The sequence below is a fragment of the Pseudoalteromonas sp. APAL1 genome (assembly GCF_021532475.1).
Lineage (GTDB): Bacteria > Pseudomonadota > Gammaproteobacteria > Enterobacterales > Alteromonadaceae > Pseudoalteromonas > Pseudoalteromonas lipolytica_C.
Window position 1 is genome coordinate 1 of the sequence record NZ_JAKGAW010000035.1, and the last position, 14,662, is coordinate 14,662.

A 14,662-nucleotide genomic window follows, 5' to 3' on the forward strand; every position below is an offset into this window, starting at 1 on the left:
CCCCCACTTTGGTCCGTAGACATCATGCGGTATTAGCAGTCGTTTCCAACTGTTGTCCCCCACCATAAGGCATATTCCCAAGCATTACTCACCCGTCCGCCGCTCGTCAGCAAAGTAGCAAGCTACTCTCTGTTACCGCTCGACTTGCATGTGTTAGGCCTGCCGCCAGCGTTCAATCTGAGCCATGATCAAACTCTTCAATTAAAAGTTTTTTGAAACCGAAGTTTCGTGCTCAATGAATTCTGTATAAATTGACTATATAGTCACTCATAAGAAATTGAGACTCTAAATTTGTTTGCGTCATCTAGCGAACTAGAATCGGCTGTTAGAACTCAATCTGTACGAGTGCCCACACAGATGATTGCTTTATATTGTTAAAGAACGTTTCGAGTTGCTTTCGCGTCTCGAGGGATGCGTATAATACATCCTTAATTTTTTGAGTCAACACTTAATTTTAAACTTTCTTTTCAGACCGTTTTAAACCGAAGTTTTACTTAACTCTCTGTCACTTTGTTCAGCGTTCAGCGCTTTTCATTGCTGCCCGCCGTGTCAGTGGATGCGCATTATAGGGAGATGGATTTTTAACGCAAGCACTTTTTTAAGGTTTTTTTGATTATTTTCAAATTAATTAGATACCCACCAAATGCAAACATGTTACCCACAAACAACTGTGGATAACTGATGATTTTTAGCAGAATAACTAAACTCTCCGCGCTTGTTATGGTAACTTGCGCCGCAGATTTTCCACTCGCTCACAAGGCAAGAAAAATGACAGACATTATAAATAGTATAAGTAGTCTCCTTTGGGGTCACATTCTGGTTTACCTTTTAATAGCTGCGGGGCTATTTTTCACTCTTCGACTTGGTTTTATCCAATTCACTCAATTTCCACATATGATCAAAGTGATGTTTCAGAGCCGCCAAGGTTCTGGTGAGGGCATTTCTTCATTCCAAGCATTTTGTACTTCATTAGCTGCGCGAGTTGGCACTGGTAATATGGCGGGCGTTGCTGTTGCACTTTATTTAGGCGGTGCCGGTGCAATTTTTTGGATGTGGCTTATTGCTTTAATAGGTATGGCGACAAGTTTTGCAGAAAGTACCCTTGCCCAAGCATATAAAACGGTCGATGAAGATGGCAACTTTCGTGGTGGCCCTGCTTATTATATGGAATATGGGTTAGGTAAACGTTGGATGGGAGTCATTTTCTCTCTTTGCCTTATTCTTGCTTTTGGCTTGGTATTTAATGCAGTTCAATCAAACTCTATTGCTGCTGCATTTGATGTTGCGTTTGGGATTCCAAACTATGTTGTCGGAATAGCCTTGGTATTAGGGTCTGGCATTATCATTTTTGGTGGCTTAAAAACTATTTCACGTTTTGCAGAAATGGTTGTGCCATTTATGGCGCTGGCTTATTTGCTAGTTGCACTCTATGTATGTGCCATGAACTACGATTTACTACCCAATGTGTTCATGCATGTTATTAATAGTGCCTTTGGTATCGAGCAAGCAGGCGCTGGTGCAATTGGTTATGGTGTTATGCAGGCGATGATCCAGGGTATTAAACGTGGCTTATTCTCTAATGAAGCTGGTATGGGTAGCGCTGCAAATGCTGCTGCAACGGCAACACCTAACCCACCGCACCCAGCCTCACAAGGTTATGTGCAAATGCTCGGTGTATTTGTAGATACAATTATTATTTGTACTGCAACCGCATCCCTTATTTTATTATCACAACAGCTTATACCTGATTCAGGTGTGACTGGTATTGCATTGACGCAAGCTGCCCTTGAAGAACATGTTGGTAGCTGGGGAGCAACCTTTGTTGCGATTGCAATTTTGTTTTTTGCATTTACCTCGATTGTTGCTAATTATTCTTACGCGGAAACCAATTTATTATTTTTAGAACATAACCATGCATCGGGCATGTTGATCTTCCGATTATTAGTACTTGGTATGGTGATGTTTGGTGCGCTCGGCGAATTACCTTTAGTATGGACGCTTGCCGATATTTCGATGGGCTTGATGGCAATTGTTAACGTCATCGCTTTATTTATGCTTTCGGGTGTCGTTATTTGGCTTGCGAAGGATTACAACTCACAACGTAAAGCAGGTAAATTACCTACTTTCGATCCTTCGCAAAACAAAAAGCTCGATCAAACTATTCCTAAAGGCGCGTGGCGCAAATAATCAAGCCAAGTGATTACTTAATTGGGGAGCGATTGTGCTCCCTTTTTTGTATTTGCTAATTTTTCAAAAACAGACAATATGAATGTGATTTGCTGTTCGTTAAGTTTGGATTCAAGCTGTGTAACAAGCTGCTCTTTTATTTGCGCTTTTAATGCTTGTTTTTGCTCTGCAGTTAATAATGGCTGCGATTGTTGCTGATAAGATTGCACGGCGGTGAGCATAGCCATCACCACGTCATTATCAAAGTCGGTTAGCGCCGCTTTAGCATTACTGATGACTTGTTCTGATTTTTCAAATGCGGTCGATACTTTATCAACAAGCACACTGACTTCATGAATTTTAAGTACGTCGTTAATGTTCGACATAATAATCGCAACAGGTATTAGTACTAATGAGATTGCTAAACAAAGCCCAAATACGGCGCCCACCCAAAACTGATTTAAACCACTTTTAAATTGCTCCATTCTCTTTCCTTGATCCTATTTATTGAGTTCAGTAGCACTTAAAACTGAAAAAGCGTTAGCTGATTTAAAATGACTAAGGAAACTATAAAGCTATTTTGGCAATAAAAAAATATTTAGCTGGGATTATAAAAAGAAATATAAATGAAATAGAGAAGTGGTATTAAATATAAATGGTGCCCGGGGCCGGACTTGAACCGGCACGCTGTTACCAGCGAGGGATTTTAAATCCCTTGTGTCTACCAATTCCACCACCCGGGCATCGGGTCGCTCGTAAGAGCATGTGGAGTATTATATGGAGGCGGAACCCGGAGTCGAACCGAGGTAGACGGATTTGCAATCCGCTGCATGGCCACTCTGCCATTCCGCCTTATCGCTTCCAAATAATTGGAGCGGCACACGAGGCTCGAACTCGTGACCTCAACCTTGGCAAGGTTGCGCTCTACCAACTGAGCTAGTGCCGCAAATTTGTTTGTTTATCCAATAAACTATCTAAGTTTAAATGGTGCCCGGGGCCGGACTTGAACCGGCACGCTGTTACCAGCGAGGGATTTTAAATCCCTTGTGTCTACCAATTCCACCACCCGGGCATCGGGTTTGCTATTTAAAGCAAGTGGATAAAGCTAATATGGAGCGGCACACGAGGCTCGAACTCGTGACCTCAACCTTGGCAAGGTTGCGCTCTACCAACTGAGCTAGTGCCGCATCATATTAACTCTAGAGTTAAATCGTAATTTTAAAACTACATTTGGTATTGTAGTTAACCACAAAATGGTGCCCGGGGCCGGACTTGAACCGGCACGCTGTTACCAGCGAGGGATTTTAAATCCCTTGTGTCTACCAATTCCACCACCCGGGCATCGGGTTGCTCATAGAGCGCGTGGAGTGTTGAATGGAGGCGGAACCCGGAGTCGAACCGAGGTGGACGGATTTGCAATCCGCTGCATGGCCACTCTGCCATTCCGCCAAATTAGATAATTGGAGCGGCACACGAGGCTCGAACTCGTGACCTCAACCTTGGCAAGGTTGCGCTCTACCAACTGAGCTAGTGCCGCTTTCTTTATCTTGGGGGCTATGCCCTCTCAACACGGACGCATTCTACAGAGATTATTAAACGCGTCAATATAAAAAATGCTAGTTTTGAACTGTTTGCTTATTTTTTATCTAAAACGGTGTGTAATTATACGCTTAGGATCAATTTTTGGTCAATTCTGACCATGCTGCCATTAAATACTGCAGCATAGAACTAAGCGTTAAGAATGTTGCAACGTATAAAAGACCATAACTTAAGTAGATCATCCATGTATCAAATTGCCAAATCAAACCAATAATGGCTAGCATTTGTGCCGCAGTTTTAAACTTACCCATGTTAGATACAGCTACATTGTCACGCTTACCCTGCTCTGCCATCCATTCACGTAATGCAGAAATAACAATTTCGCGGCTAATAATAACTAATGCAGGTATAGTCATATACAAACTTTGATAATGGCTTGATAAAGCAACAAGTGCCGCACAGACCATTACTTTGTCAGCAACAGGATCTAAAAACGCACCAAATGGCGTTGACTGATTTAAACGACGTGCAAGATAGCCATCAAGGATATCTGTGATTGACGCAAGCCAGAAAACAAACGCAGCTGCGAAAAACGCCCATGAGAAAGGCAAATAAAATATCACCAAAAAAATGGGGATAAGAAAAAGTCTAAAGGTTGTGAGTGTGTTTGGAATATTCCACATAACTACTTGGAGATGTCTTTTTTTACTATATTCGCACGAAGGCTACGCCTTGTCATGCAAATGATTAAATATCTTTTCAGCCATTTCAGGGCTGATCCCAGGAACTTGTTTTAATTGGTCTATATTAGCAGCTTTTACCCCTTGCATGCCCCCTAAATATTTTAATAATGCCTGTCGGCGCTTTTGTCCAACACCGGTAATTTCTTCTAATAATGATTGCGTGCGTTGCTTTTGACGTTTATTACGATGCCCAGCAATAGCAAAACGGTGCGACTCATCACGTATATGTTGGATTAAATGCAGTGCCGGCGCGTCTGAATCAAGTGGTATTGTTTTTCGTCCACCATCAATTAATAGCGTTTCTAAACCTGGTTTTCGGCTTATGCCTTTTGCAACACCCACCAGCAATGGTATTTTATTATGTGGCCAGTTTTCAAAATATTGTTCAGCACGAGATAATTGCCCTTTACCCCCATCGATAAAGATGACATCTGGAATTTTTTCTTCATCGACTACTTTGTTGTAGCGTTTATTAAGTGCAAATTCCATCGCGGCATAATCATCGCCACCGGTGATGCCGGTAACATTAAAACGGCGATACTCTTTATTATTTGGACCTTGCGAATCAAACACCACACAACTTGCAACCGTGTTTTCACCCATTGTATGGCTAATATCAAAACATTCCATGCGATTAATATCATCTAGGCGTAACGTTTCTTTTAATTGTGCGTAGCGTTTATTAATTGAGTCCTGCGTGCTTTGCTTAACACTAATGCTATTAAGTGCATTTTTATTAGCAAGCTTAAGATACTGAGCTCGCTCACCACGATTAGCGACTTTTAAACTCACTTTACGCTCAGAAATTGCCGTAAGTGCATCGCTTAGAGGCTCACTCTCTTCGATTGTAAACGGTAAGATGATTTCTTTAGCAATGCGCCCTGTTGCACCAGGTGCTAAGTAATACTGGCCTAAAAAGGAAGTTAAAATCTCTTCTTGCCCAGAGTCTTTGGGCACTTTGGGGAAATAGGTTTTGCTACCAAGTACCTTATGATCGCGGATCATTAATAAGTGAACCGCATTTAAACCATTTAAATGCGCAAAGCCAACCACATCCATTTCGGCATGATTACCGGAAATCGATTGCTGTTCCTGCATTTTCCGAAGTAACATAATTTGGTCGCGTACTTTTGCAGCGAGCTCAAATTTAAGCTCTTTGCTTGCTTGCTCCATTTTAGCAATTAAATCAGCAATAACTTCATGAGATTTGCCTAGTAAAAACTTACGTACAAAATCGACTTCTTGTTGATATTCTTCATCGGTAATTTTATTAACACACGGCGCTGAGCAACGTTTTAACTGATATTGTAAACATGGACGACTTCGAGCTCGGTAATAGGCATCTTCACATTGGCGAACCGGAAAGATTTTTTGCATTAAACGCAGGCTTTCAGATACCGCCCCTGCACTTGGGAATGGACCAAAATACTCGCCTTTGATTTTACGGCTACCACGATGAAAAGCGAGTCGCGGGTGTTTGTGATCAGTTAAAAGAATATAAGGGTATGATTTATCATCGCGCAGTAAAATGTTGTAGCGAGGCTGATATTTTTTTATTAAGTTGTTTTCAAGTAATAAGGCTTCGGTCTCTGTGTTAGTCAGGGTGACTTCGATACCGCAAATATTGCTTACTAAGACACGTGTTTTACTATCAGTTACATTACTGCGAAAGTAACTAGTTACGCGCTTTTTTAGATTTTTAGCCTTACCGACATAAATAACTTGCCCTTCACTATCAAGCATTCGGTAGACACCGGGCTCACTTGATAGTGTTTTAAGAAAACGGGCTGGTTCGAAATCAGACATTGAGCAAATTAATGCGAACTATCAATGTCGATCATTTTGTGACGTATTGCTAAATGCGTAAGTTCAACATCACCACCCACATTTAGCTTTTCAAACATGCGATAGCGATAGCTATTCACTGTTTTAGAACTTAGGTTCAAACGCTCTGCTATGTCTTGTGCCTTTTCACCTTTGGTGATCATCAGCATAATTTGCAGCTCACGCTCAGAAAGACTCTGAAACGGATTTTCGTCTGTGCGTCCGCTTACCTGTGCAAGGGCAATTTGCTGAGCAATTTCAGGCGCGATATAACGTTGGCCGGCATTTACAGCACGAATAGCGTTAACCATTTCATCAGAGCCGGCACCTTTAGTTAGATAACCATGAGCTCCGATTTGCATCACTTTGCTTGGGAATGGATCTTCACAATGCACCGTCAGCACGATAATTTTTACATCAGGGCAATAACGACAGATTTTCTTAGTTGCCTCTAAACCACCGATACCTGGCATGTTCATGTCCATCAACACGATATCAGGCGAATGTTGACGGCAAAATTGCACCGCTTCTTCACCGGTTTTAGCTTCACCAACCACTTTAAAACCACGAACATCATCAAGTATACGTCTGATACCTGTCCGTACAAGCTCATGGTCATCAACTAAAAGTACATTAATCAATGGAACACCCTCAAATAACCCAAATACATGCTTGTGTAAATTTAATGTGCCACATTAGCACAGAATGAGTGAAACAATAAATCAAATTATTGTTTCACTCATCATTTTATGCGGCGTTTTTCTCGCTAAAACGATCAACCCACAGCGCAATAATACCATCACCTGTAACATTACAAGCTGTACCAAAACTATCCTGTGCTAAATAAAGTGCAATCATTAATGCCACTGCGCCTTCATTGAAACCAAGCATGCTTGTTAATAGTCCTAATGCCGACATAACCGCACCACCCGGCGCTCCAGGAGCTGCAATCATGACAACACCTAACATCATAATAAATGGCAACATACCAAATAAAGATGGTACATCCATATTAGGCGATAAGAACATCACTGCCATTGCACATGTCACAATGGTAATTGTTGAACCCGATAAATGGATGGTTGCACATAACGGCACTGTAAAGTTTGCAACATCTTCTTTTACATTATTAGCTTTACTTGAGCGCAGCGATACAGGAATTGTTGCAGCACTCGACATTGTACCTAAAGCAGTAAAGTAAGCGGGTAGCATATTTTTTACAAGCTCTAATGGGTTTCTTTTTAATAAAAGTCCCGTTGAGACATATAAAACGGTTAACCATAACCAATGCATTATCAATGCTGCAAGTAATACAATACTAAATGTTTGCAGCGTATCTACCACAGTGCCAGCGACTGTCATCTCTGCAAATACACCGGCAATATAAAACGGTAATGCTGGAATAATAACCTTTGCTAATAAGCCATCAATTACATCACGACCCTGATCAGAAACTTTCTTCAACATATCAAGTTGCATTTGGCTCATACCAATACCAAAAATGAAAGCCGCAGCTAACGCCGTCATTACGCTCATAAGTGGTGGAATTTCTAAATCAATAAAGCTGCCCACTTCTGTAGCTACTTCAGCTTCAAACGTTAAGCCCCCATCAAACAATGGGATCATGGCGCTGACTAATAAAAACGCTAAGGTTCCAGCAATAATCGTTGACCCATAAGCAAAACCGACAGTTTTGCCAAGTAAGTGGCCAGAACCTTTTGGTAAGCCAGCAATACCAGATGCGATAAAAAATAAAATAATCAGTGGAATGGTAAAGGTGATCAACTGACCTATTATTTCTTTTACTGTATAGAGGAGTTCAACACCTGTTAGCGGCACATACAAGCCCACTAAAATACCGGCAACAATACCAGCAATTAATTTTAGAATTAAATTCATAACGATCACTTCAATTTTTAGGTGGTAACCTTTTACCACGTTTTAGTTTACTTTTGTTATAAAACAGCCAAATTAACGTTTAACTGCGCAAATTACCACCACAGCTTCGCAGAATCTAATTTGAACGTAAATATATGCGTCCTATCGCGTTGCATTTGTTAACAAAGTTGCAAGTTAATAACATGCTCGCAATTTTGAATACCCGTGTAGTTCTTATGTATAAATCTATATTAAGTGCCGCTCTACTGAGCACACCTTTTACTTCCTTGGCCACCAGCCAACCCATCACCCTCCCTTTTGTTACAGAACAAGCAACAATTGACGGAAAGCTAAATGAAGCAAGTTGGCAACACGCAAAAAAAATCACGATTGATAATGTCACGTGGCCTTATGAAAACAGCAAAAGCCCAGTGACCACACACGCCTATGTCTATGAAGATGGCGAGACGTTATTTATTGGCTTTGAAGCAAACGACCCAAATCCAGAACTAATTCGCGCTTTTTATCGTGACCGTGATGCAGCATGGGATGATGACTTAGTGGGACTGAAAATTGATTCATACAATAATGCTCAATTAGCTTATCAGTTTTTTATTAACCCACTTGGCGTACAACAAGACTCGATAGAAAACGAACTGACTAAACATGAAAGCTCATCATGGGACGGTATTTGGGATAGTGTTGGTGTTATTCATGATAAAGGCTACACAGTAGAAGTGGCTATTCCCTTACGCGTATTGAATTTTGACGACAGCTTAGCAACCAAAACGATGGCGATGGAGTTTTTACGATTTTTACCGCGTAGTGAGCGTTTGCGTATCTCAAATATGCAAATTGACCATGGTAACAATTGTTGGATTTGCCAAATGCCAAGTTACCAAGGTTTTGAACAAGCAAAGCAAGGCAATAACGTGGCGATTATTCCATCTGTAGTGCTTGGCAAAAATGAGACTCGTGATATTGATGGCGCACAAGTGGCTGATTGGGAGTCAGAGAACAATACTGAAGCCAGCCTGGATGTTAAATGGGGGATCACCCCAGATATTACCTTAAATGCGACGATTAACCCTGACTTTTCACAGGTTGAAGCGGATGTTGCTCAATTGAGTGTGAATAATAATTTCAGCTTGTTCTTCCCAGAAAAGCGTGCCTTCTTTTTAGATAACGCTGACTACTTTGCATCAACACTTAACCTTATTCATACCCGTAATATTGCCCAACCAGATTATGGAACCAAGATCACAGGTAGCAAAAATGGCCATACATTTGCCGGTTTTATTGCCAATGATACGCAAACCAATGTGTTGATCCCGGGCAATTTAGGTTCATCTCTTGTCGCCCTTGACGAGAAAAGTGAAAACGGTGCTCTACGATACCGATACGACTTTGAATCAGGGTTATCACTTGGTTCAACAGCAACTCACAGACAAAGTGATGATTATAAAAACACGGTTTATAGTATTGATAGTAAATACAAACCAACAGTGAACGATGTTTTCCTAGTACAAGTATTAAAGTCACAAACGCAATACAGTCAGGATTTTATTGACGAGTTATGTGATGGTGATAACTGTTTACAACCTGAGCAAGTAATTTGTGAATTAAATAGTGATTGCGACTATAACGAAGGTGTACTTCGTGTTTTAAGTAAAGAACAACAATCGGGTACTGGCTACTATGTTAAGTATCAACATGATGAGAAGTACTGGCGTGCATTTGCTGACTATAATTATCGCGATGCTGATTTAAGAGCTGACTTAGGTTTTATCTCGCAAGTTGATTTTAAAAAGTTTACTACAGGTGGCGAATACCGCTGGTATGGTGATAAAGGTAATTGGTGGAACCGCGCTAACCTGTATGCCGACTGGGATATTACCCACAACGAAAATAACGAACTTCTTGAAAAAGAAGCACAAACCAGCTTTTCTGTCAGCGGCCCATTACAAAGCTTTTTTGAAGTCTCTGTTGAGCACCGAAACCGTACAGGTCTTCGCCACGATAAATCACGTTTAGATATAGACGGCAACACTGATTTATTTAGCGAAAATGGCGTTGGCTTTTACAGTGATTTTAAACCAACCGCTGGGGTCTTTGCTTCTTTATATATGTATACAGGTAATGCCGTTGACTTAGCCAATAACCGCACTGGTGATAAGTTTCACATACGCCCGGTACTGAATATGAACCTTGGTAAACATTTTGAAGTACGCTTACGTCATACTTACGAGCAACTGGAAGCAGATGGTAGCGAAGTATTTACCGCAAATTTAAGTGATGTGCGGTTAACTTACCAGTTTAACGTGAATAGCTTTTTACGCCTTGCAGTCATTTATACCGATTTAAAACGTAATCAAGCTAATTACATTGATGATGTAGATAGCCAATATAAAAAGTTAGCCACCCAGTTATTGTATTCTTACAAACTGAACCCGCAAACAGTATTCTTTGCAGGATACTCTGATAATGGCTATCAAGATGATGAACTTTCATCGATAACTAAAGAGCAGCGTACCCTATTTGCTAAATTTAGCTACGCTTGGTTACTTTAAGACTCCATGAGCGCACCTTTCGGTGCGCGCCCTTCTTTTCCCACCTTATTACTAAATGCTATAAGCCTATTCGCTATATGTTATAGCCAAACTTTACTTTCGTTTTTTAATAGTCACAGTAAAGTGTGACTATTACAGATCAATAGCCTAAGCTAGTTGATCACGATTGAATAAATTGCTTCCAAGGGAACACTATGTCTAACATTTTTGAAGATAATTCATTAACAATTGGTAATACACCGATTGTAAAGCTTAACCGCGTAACCTCAGGTAATGTTTTTGCTAAAGTAGAATCACGTAACCCAAGCTTTAGTGTTAAATGCCGTATTGGCGCTTCAATGATCTGGGAAGCAGAAAAGTCAGGCGTATTAACCAAAGACAAAGAGTTAATCGAGCCGACTTCTGGCAACACAGGTATTGCACTTGCGTTTGTAGCAGCTTCTCGTGGCTATAAATTAACCCTGACTATGCCTAATACGATGAGCCTAGAGCGTCGTAAACTATTAAAAGCGTTAGGTGCTAACCTAGTTTTAACTGATGGCGCTAAAGGTATGAATGGCGCGATTGAAAAAGCAAAAGAAATTCAAGCAAGTGAGCCTGGAAAATACATTCTTTTACAACAATTCGAAAACCCAGCTAACCCAAAAATTCACTTTGAAACAACGGGTCCTGAAATCTATGAAGCAATGGACGGTAAAATCGACATATTCGTAGCAGGTGTTGGTACGGGTGGTACTATTACCGGTGTTAGCCGTTATTTAAAACTCGAGAAAGGCCTAAACGTGCAATCTGTTGCTGTTGAGCCAACTAATTCTCCAGTTATTAGCCAAACCTTAGCTGGTGAAGAAATTAAACCGGGTCCTCATAAAATCCAAGGTATCGGTGCTGGCTTCATCCCAGGCAACCTTGATTTAGAAGTTGTTGATGCCGCTGAGCAAGTATCAAATGAAGATGCAATTGCAATGGCTCACGAGCTTATGAAAAACGAAGGTATTTTAGTAGGTATTTCGTCTGGTGCTGCAGTGGTTGCTGCAAAACGCCTTGCTGAAAAACCTGAAAATGCGGGTAAAAACATCGTTGTTATTTTACCAAGTGCTACTGAGCGATACTTATCTAGCCCATTATTTGCTGAAGAATTCAGTGAAAAAGAGTTAGTTCAATAACGAGTGCAGTTAATTTAAGAAAGGATGCCAAGGCATCCTTTTTTATTGCCAAGCAAAAATAAATCCCACAATTTTACTAAGTTAACTTTACATCTCAGTCATTTAGTCACACACTTAAAATTATTTAATCTAGCAAATCAAAGCATAATGAAAAACGTACTCTTAATTTTTGCTCTATTGAGTAGTTGCTTAATGTTGGGTTGTGGCTCTGAAGAGTCACCTCAGGGCGAAAAAAATACCCCAGGCAACACAGCCACGCTTTATTTTGATGCACTGTATAACCAAAACGATTTAAATCAAGCCATGGAATACGCAACTCCAAAAATGGCTCGCATTATGAAATCTTATGGCACCGCAAACCAATTCGCTCGTAACCTAATTAACATGCAATACGACGAAGTTGTAATTGAAGTTGATATGACCAATATGAGTTTACGTGAACAGTACGGTGATAAGGCTAATATTAATTTAATCTTTACGGGTTACTTCAACGGTAAAAAAGTGGATGATATGCGCAGTGTAAAAATGATCCGCAAAAAAGGTAATTGGTATATAGAAAAGATTAACGCCGATCCATTTGCTCGATAGATGGTTATCTTAAAGTAAAAATGGGCCTAAAAAGGCCCATTTTTTGATTCCGTGTATAAATTACTCTTCATCAAATTCTTGGTGTTGACGCTGTGCAGGGCGCGCTAAGATCTCAACATAAAACGATGTTAAGCCTTTGGCTTCAATATCACTAATACATTTATTAATCTCTGCTACGTGAACAACTTCGGCTTCATCCGCTGATTCACCAAACTTGCAGTCAAATGCCCAATAATCAGCACCAGCTGGGAGTGTTTTATTACGCTCACGTTTCAAATATTTTTTTACTTCGTGTTTGGCTGCATCAACCATGCGAGGGTACTTAATCTTCTCGTGGTTAAGCGTGAATGTCTTCTTCATTATAGTCCTAATAGCTTGGTTCAATGACAATGGCGCTAAGCCATAGGCACACAGTATAACAAGGCCATAAAAAATTAGCTGTATTTTTTCTTATCTTGCTTGAATTTACTTATTAAAGTGTAGATTAATTTATTTATGTGACAATGTAGTTAATCAATTAGGCTGAAATTAAATGCAAAGGTTGATGAATAGCATCTTCTGTTAAACTATCGTAAAAAGCTGCAGCGTCAATTTGGGCACGCTCAGTTGGTTGATTTTTATCAAGGTAGCGTTTTCTTACTGCGGGCTCACAATTGTCTATCACTTCTAGTGGAATGTGATTTTTATCATCTCGAACATGCAATGGCTCAGGTGCTAAACAATGACGTAAGCGAATGTCTGAAAGACCACCTTGAAGTAATCGAAGAGCATTATCTTGACCAATCAACATATCAAATTGCTCTGGTGCTAATGATTGCTTAGGACCTGCCCCTAACTGGGCTCTAAGCACCTCTTCTGAAACGTGAGGATTACTTATTTCTGTTTTAGGTAGATGAAATTGACTAAAATCAAGTGCGTCATGTGAGAGCATTGCTAATAATAATGCAAACTCACCAGAGCGATGTTCATGAACACTTTTATTAAGACGATTATCGAGTTGACTCTCATTGAGCAACAAACCATCAACTTGCATAGACTTTAGCCAAATAGATTCCAGATTAATCAGTTATCGGCATTAATCCAATTTTCTTTAGTTTTTTTCTTTACTTAAATAACCAGTTTGCTATTATCAGCGCCGTTGCATTGGAGGGGTTCCCGAGCGGCCAAAGGGATCAGACTGTAAATCTGACGGCTCAGCCTTCGCTGGTTCGAATCCAGCTCCCTCCACCACTTCCTTCTGGTAGTGGGGCCAAATGCAATAGTAAAATCTGTGTGGAGGGGTTCCCGAGCGGCCAAAGGGATCAGACTGTAAATCTGACGGCTCAGCCTTCGCTGGTTCGAATCCAGCTCCCTCCACCACTCTTTACTCTTTCTAGCTTTACTCTTTCTAGCTTTACTCTTTCTAGCTTATCGCTACCAACTCAAACTACTGCCATTTTGTTTCAACCATTGCTCAGCGTTTTTATAGTCTGGATAAAACTGTCTAACACGTTGCCAAAACTTAGCACTGTGATTCATATGTTTAAGATGAGCAAGTTCGTGTACAACCACATAATCAATCACCCATGTCGGTGCACTCGCTAAATGTAAATTAAAGGTCAGCTCTCGACGCTTATTACAACTTCCCCAACGACGTTTATAATGTTGAATTTTAAGTTTTGTGGGCAGAGCTTCAGACATCTGCAAACAATAATCATGAACACGCATTTCGATATAACTCTCTAGCTTTTCGTGTAAAAACTGCTCGAGCAGTGCTAAATAGTTTGCTTCTTGATGTTTGACCCGTGATGAAATAGATAAAATAAGCCGACACTGTGCATCTTGTTGCCAAGTGCTTTTAGTGCCTTTAGCAAATACTATCGGCACATTTTGTCCAAATAACTTAATCGCCGCGTTTACAAGAGGAAGTTGGCGGCGTTCAGCATGAATGGATTGTTTGGCAATTTGTTCATCGACCCAATCTTGCTTGGTCTTTAACCAGGCATCAATCTCAGTTTGTGGAACATAAAAAGGCGCATAAACAGTGAGTTTCTGCTGGGCAACTTTAATAGCCACTGTGGTTCTGCGTTTACTGCGCTTTAGGGTGTAGTTCAACAAATATAAGCCAATTCAATTAATAAAAAGTATGGATTCCATTTTACCCTGTAAAATAACTGCTAATCTATAAAGATGACCAACAAATAATTTTCAT

Annotated in this window: 12 protein-coding genes, 10 tRNA genes and 1 rRNA gene; 6 read left to right on the forward strand and 17 right to left on the reverse strand. The window is 40.4% G+C overall.

The annotated features are described in order from the left end of the window. Nucleotides 1–204 (reverse strand): 16S ribosomal RNA (locus L1264_RS15600); the annotation flags it as partial. Nucleotides 205–768: 564 nt separating this feature from the next. On the opposite strand from L1264_RS15600, the gene L1264_RS15605 reads away from it, so the two are divergent. Continuing rightward, entirely contained in the window at nt 769–2,187 is a 1,419-nt protein-coding gene (locus L1264_RS15605) for an alanine/glycine:cation symporter family protein (protein ID WP_199527412.1), read from the forward strand. 17 nt (nt 2,188–2,204) lie between these two features. Here L1264_RS15605 and L1264_RS15610 read toward each other — a convergent pair whose 3' ends face one another. The 13 genes from L1264_RS15610 to L1264_RS15670 all read right to left on the reverse strand — a co-directional run bounded on the left by L1264_RS15610 (nt 2,205) and on the right by L1264_RS15670 (nt 8,171). Then, nucleotides 2,205–2,651, reverse strand: coding sequence for a hypothetical protein (locus L1264_RS15610; RefSeq protein ID WP_199527411.1), 447 nt, complete (start codon nt 2,649–2,651; stop codon nt 2,205–2,207). A 171-nt stretch (nt 2,652–2,822) separates the two neighbouring features. Continuing rightward, nucleotides 2,823–2,909: transfer RNA gene (locus L1264_RS15615), tRNA-Leu, on the reverse strand. Nucleotides 2,910–2,944: 35 nt separating this feature from the next. Further along, nucleotides 2,945–3,018 (reverse strand) — tRNA-Cys (locus tag L1264_RS15620). Nucleotides 3,019–3,036: 18 nt separating this feature from the next. Then, nucleotides 3,037–3,112: transfer RNA gene (locus tag L1264_RS15625), tRNA-Gly, on the reverse strand. 39 nt (nt 3,113–3,151) lie between these two features. Beyond that, nucleotides 3,152–3,238: transfer RNA gene (locus L1264_RS15630), tRNA-Leu, on the reverse strand. 39 nt (nt 3,239–3,277) lie between these two features. Next, nucleotides 3,278–3,353, reverse strand: a tRNA-Gly gene (locus L1264_RS15635). Nucleotides 3,354–3,420: 67 nt separating this feature from the next. Next, nucleotides 3,421–3,507 (reverse strand) — tRNA-Leu (locus tag L1264_RS15640). Nucleotides 3,508–3,541: 34 nt separating this feature from the next. Further along, nucleotides 3,542–3,615 (reverse strand) — tRNA-Cys (locus L1264_RS15645). A gap of 12 nt (nt 3,616–3,627) precedes the next feature. Next, a tRNA-Gly gene (locus tag L1264_RS15650) sits at nt 3,628–3,703 on the reverse strand. 139 nt (nt 3,704–3,842) lie between these two features. After that, on the reverse strand, nt 3,843–4,388 hold the full coding sequence (pgsA, locus tag L1264_RS15655) for a CDP-diacylglycerol--glycerol-3-phosphate 3-phosphatidyltransferase (protein WP_062566986.1): 546 nt from the start codon (nt 4,386–4,388) through the stop codon (nt 3,843–3,845). Nucleotides 4,389–4,430: 42 nt separating this feature from the next. Beyond that, nucleotides 4,431–6,254 carry an excinuclease ABC subunit UvrC gene (uvrC, locus tag L1264_RS15660; RefSeq protein WP_199527410.1) on the reverse strand — a complete coding sequence of 608 codons (1,824 nt, stop codon included), beginning with the start codon at nt 6,252–6,254 and terminating at the stop codon, nt 4,431–4,433. An 8-nt stretch (nt 6,255–6,262) separates the two neighbouring features. Next, nucleotides 6,263–6,913 (reverse strand): UvrY/SirA/GacA family response regulator transcription factor, encoded by a 651-nt coding sequence (gene uvrY, locus L1264_RS15665; RefSeq protein ID WP_054553647.1) that lies wholly within the window; start codon nt 6,911–6,913, stop codon nt 6,263–6,265. 106 nt (nt 6,914–7,019) lie between these two features. Further along, the gene (locus L1264_RS15670) at nt 7,020–8,171 is read right to left on the reverse strand and encodes a dicarboxylate/amino acid:cation symporter (protein WP_199527409.1); all 1,152 of its coding nucleotides are present in this window, start codon (nt 8,169–8,171) and stop codon (nt 7,020–7,022) included. Nucleotides 8,172–8,386: 215 nt separating this feature from the next. Here L1264_RS15670 and L1264_RS15675 point away from each other — a divergent pair, with 215 nt between their 5' ends. The 3 genes from L1264_RS15675 to L1264_RS15685 all read left to right on the forward strand — a co-directional run bounded on the left by L1264_RS15675 (nt 8,387) and on the right by L1264_RS15685 (nt 12,471). Beyond that, nucleotides 8,387–10,720, forward strand: coding sequence for a carbohydrate binding family 9 domain-containing protein (locus L1264_RS15675; RefSeq protein WP_199527408.1), 2,334 nt, complete (start codon nt 8,387–8,389; stop codon nt 10,718–10,720). Between the two features lie 194 nt (nt 10,721–10,914). Next, nucleotides 10,915–11,883: a cysteine synthase A gene (gene cysK / locus L1264_RS15680; RefSeq protein WP_135925303.1), complete on the forward strand. Its 969-nt coding sequence runs from the start codon at nt 10,915–10,917 to the stop codon at nt 11,881–11,883. Between the two features lie 192 nt (nt 11,884–12,075). Then, nucleotides 12,076–12,471 (forward strand): hypothetical protein, encoded by a 396-nt coding sequence (locus tag L1264_RS15685; protein WP_235383619.1) that lies wholly within the window; start codon nt 12,076–12,078, stop codon nt 12,469–12,471. Nucleotides 12,472–12,531: 60 nt separating this feature from the next. Here the strand turns inward: L1264_RS15685 and L1264_RS15690 are convergent, their stop codons facing one another. Both L1264_RS15690 and L1264_RS15695 read right to left on the reverse strand, forming a co-directional pair. Next, nucleotides 12,532–12,831, reverse strand: a complete 300-nt coding sequence (locus L1264_RS15690; protein WP_135925308.1) for a DUF6172 family protein — start codon at nt 12,829–12,831, stop codon at nt 12,532–12,534. 157 nt (nt 12,832–12,988) lie between these two features. Beyond that, nucleotides 12,989–13,504, reverse strand: a complete 516-nt coding sequence (locus tag L1264_RS15695; RefSeq protein WP_138557482.1) for a VC2046/SO_2500 family protein — start codon at nt 13,502–13,504, stop codon at nt 12,989–12,991. Nucleotides 13,505–13,616: 112 nt separating this feature from the next. On the opposite strand from L1264_RS15695, the gene L1264_RS15700 reads away from it, so the two are divergent. Both L1264_RS15700 and L1264_RS15705 read left to right on the forward strand, forming a co-directional pair. Continuing rightward, nucleotides 13,617–13,701: transfer RNA gene (locus L1264_RS15700), tRNA-Tyr, on the forward strand. 44 nt (nt 13,702–13,745) lie between these two features. Beyond that, nucleotides 13,746–13,830, forward strand: a tRNA-Tyr gene (locus L1264_RS15705). A 54-nt stretch (nt 13,831–13,884) separates the two neighbouring features. Here the strand turns inward: L1264_RS15705 and L1264_RS15710 are convergent. Continuing rightward, complete coding sequence (locus L1264_RS15710) at nt 13,885–14,565, reverse strand: M48 family metallopeptidase (protein WP_138558589.1); 681 nt, start codon at nt 14,563–14,565, stop codon at nt 13,885–13,887. Nucleotides 14,566–14,662 lie beyond the last annotated feature (97 nt).

What these genes read in the sequence shown, in the direction of transcription:
- L1264_RS15605 (WP_199527412.1), top strand. Translation starts at nt 769, where the DNA reads ATGACAGACATTATAAATAGTATAAGTAGTCTCCTTTGGGGTCACATT.
- L1264_RS15610 (WP_199527411.1), bottom strand. Translation starts at nt 2,651, where the DNA reads ATGGAGCAATTTAAAAGTGGTTTAAATCAGTTTTGGGTGGGCGCCGTA.
- pgsA (WP_062566986.1), bottom strand. Translation starts at nt 4,388, where the DNA reads ATGTGGAATATTCCAAACACACTCACAACCTTTAGACTTTTTCTTATC.
- uvrC (WP_199527410.1), bottom strand. Translation starts at nt 6,254, where the DNA reads ATGTCTGATTTCGAACCAGCCCGTTTTCTTAAAACACTATCAAGTGAG.
- L1264_RS15670 (WP_199527409.1), bottom strand. Translation starts at nt 8,171, where the DNA reads ATGAATTTAATTCTAAAATTAATTGCTGGTATTGTTGCCGGTATTTTA.
- L1264_RS15675 (WP_199527408.1), top strand. Translation starts at nt 8,387, where the DNA reads ATGTATAAATCTATATTAAGTGCCGCTCTACTGAGCACACCTTTTACT.
- cysK (WP_135925303.1), top strand. Translation starts at nt 10,915, where the DNA reads ATGTCTAACATTTTTGAAGATAATTCATTAACAATTGGTAATACACCG.
- L1264_RS15685 (WP_235383619.1), top strand. Translation starts at nt 12,076, where the DNA reads ATGTTGGGTTGTGGCTCTGAAGAGTCACCTCAGGGCGAAAAAAATACC.
- L1264_RS15690 (WP_135925308.1), bottom strand. Translation starts at nt 12,831, where the DNA reads ATGAAGAAGACATTCACGCTTAACCACGAGAAGATTAAGTACCCTCGC.
- L1264_RS15695 (WP_138557482.1), bottom strand. Translation starts at nt 13,504, where the DNA reads ATGCAAGTTGATGGTTTGTTGCTCAATGAGAGTCAACTCGATAATCGT.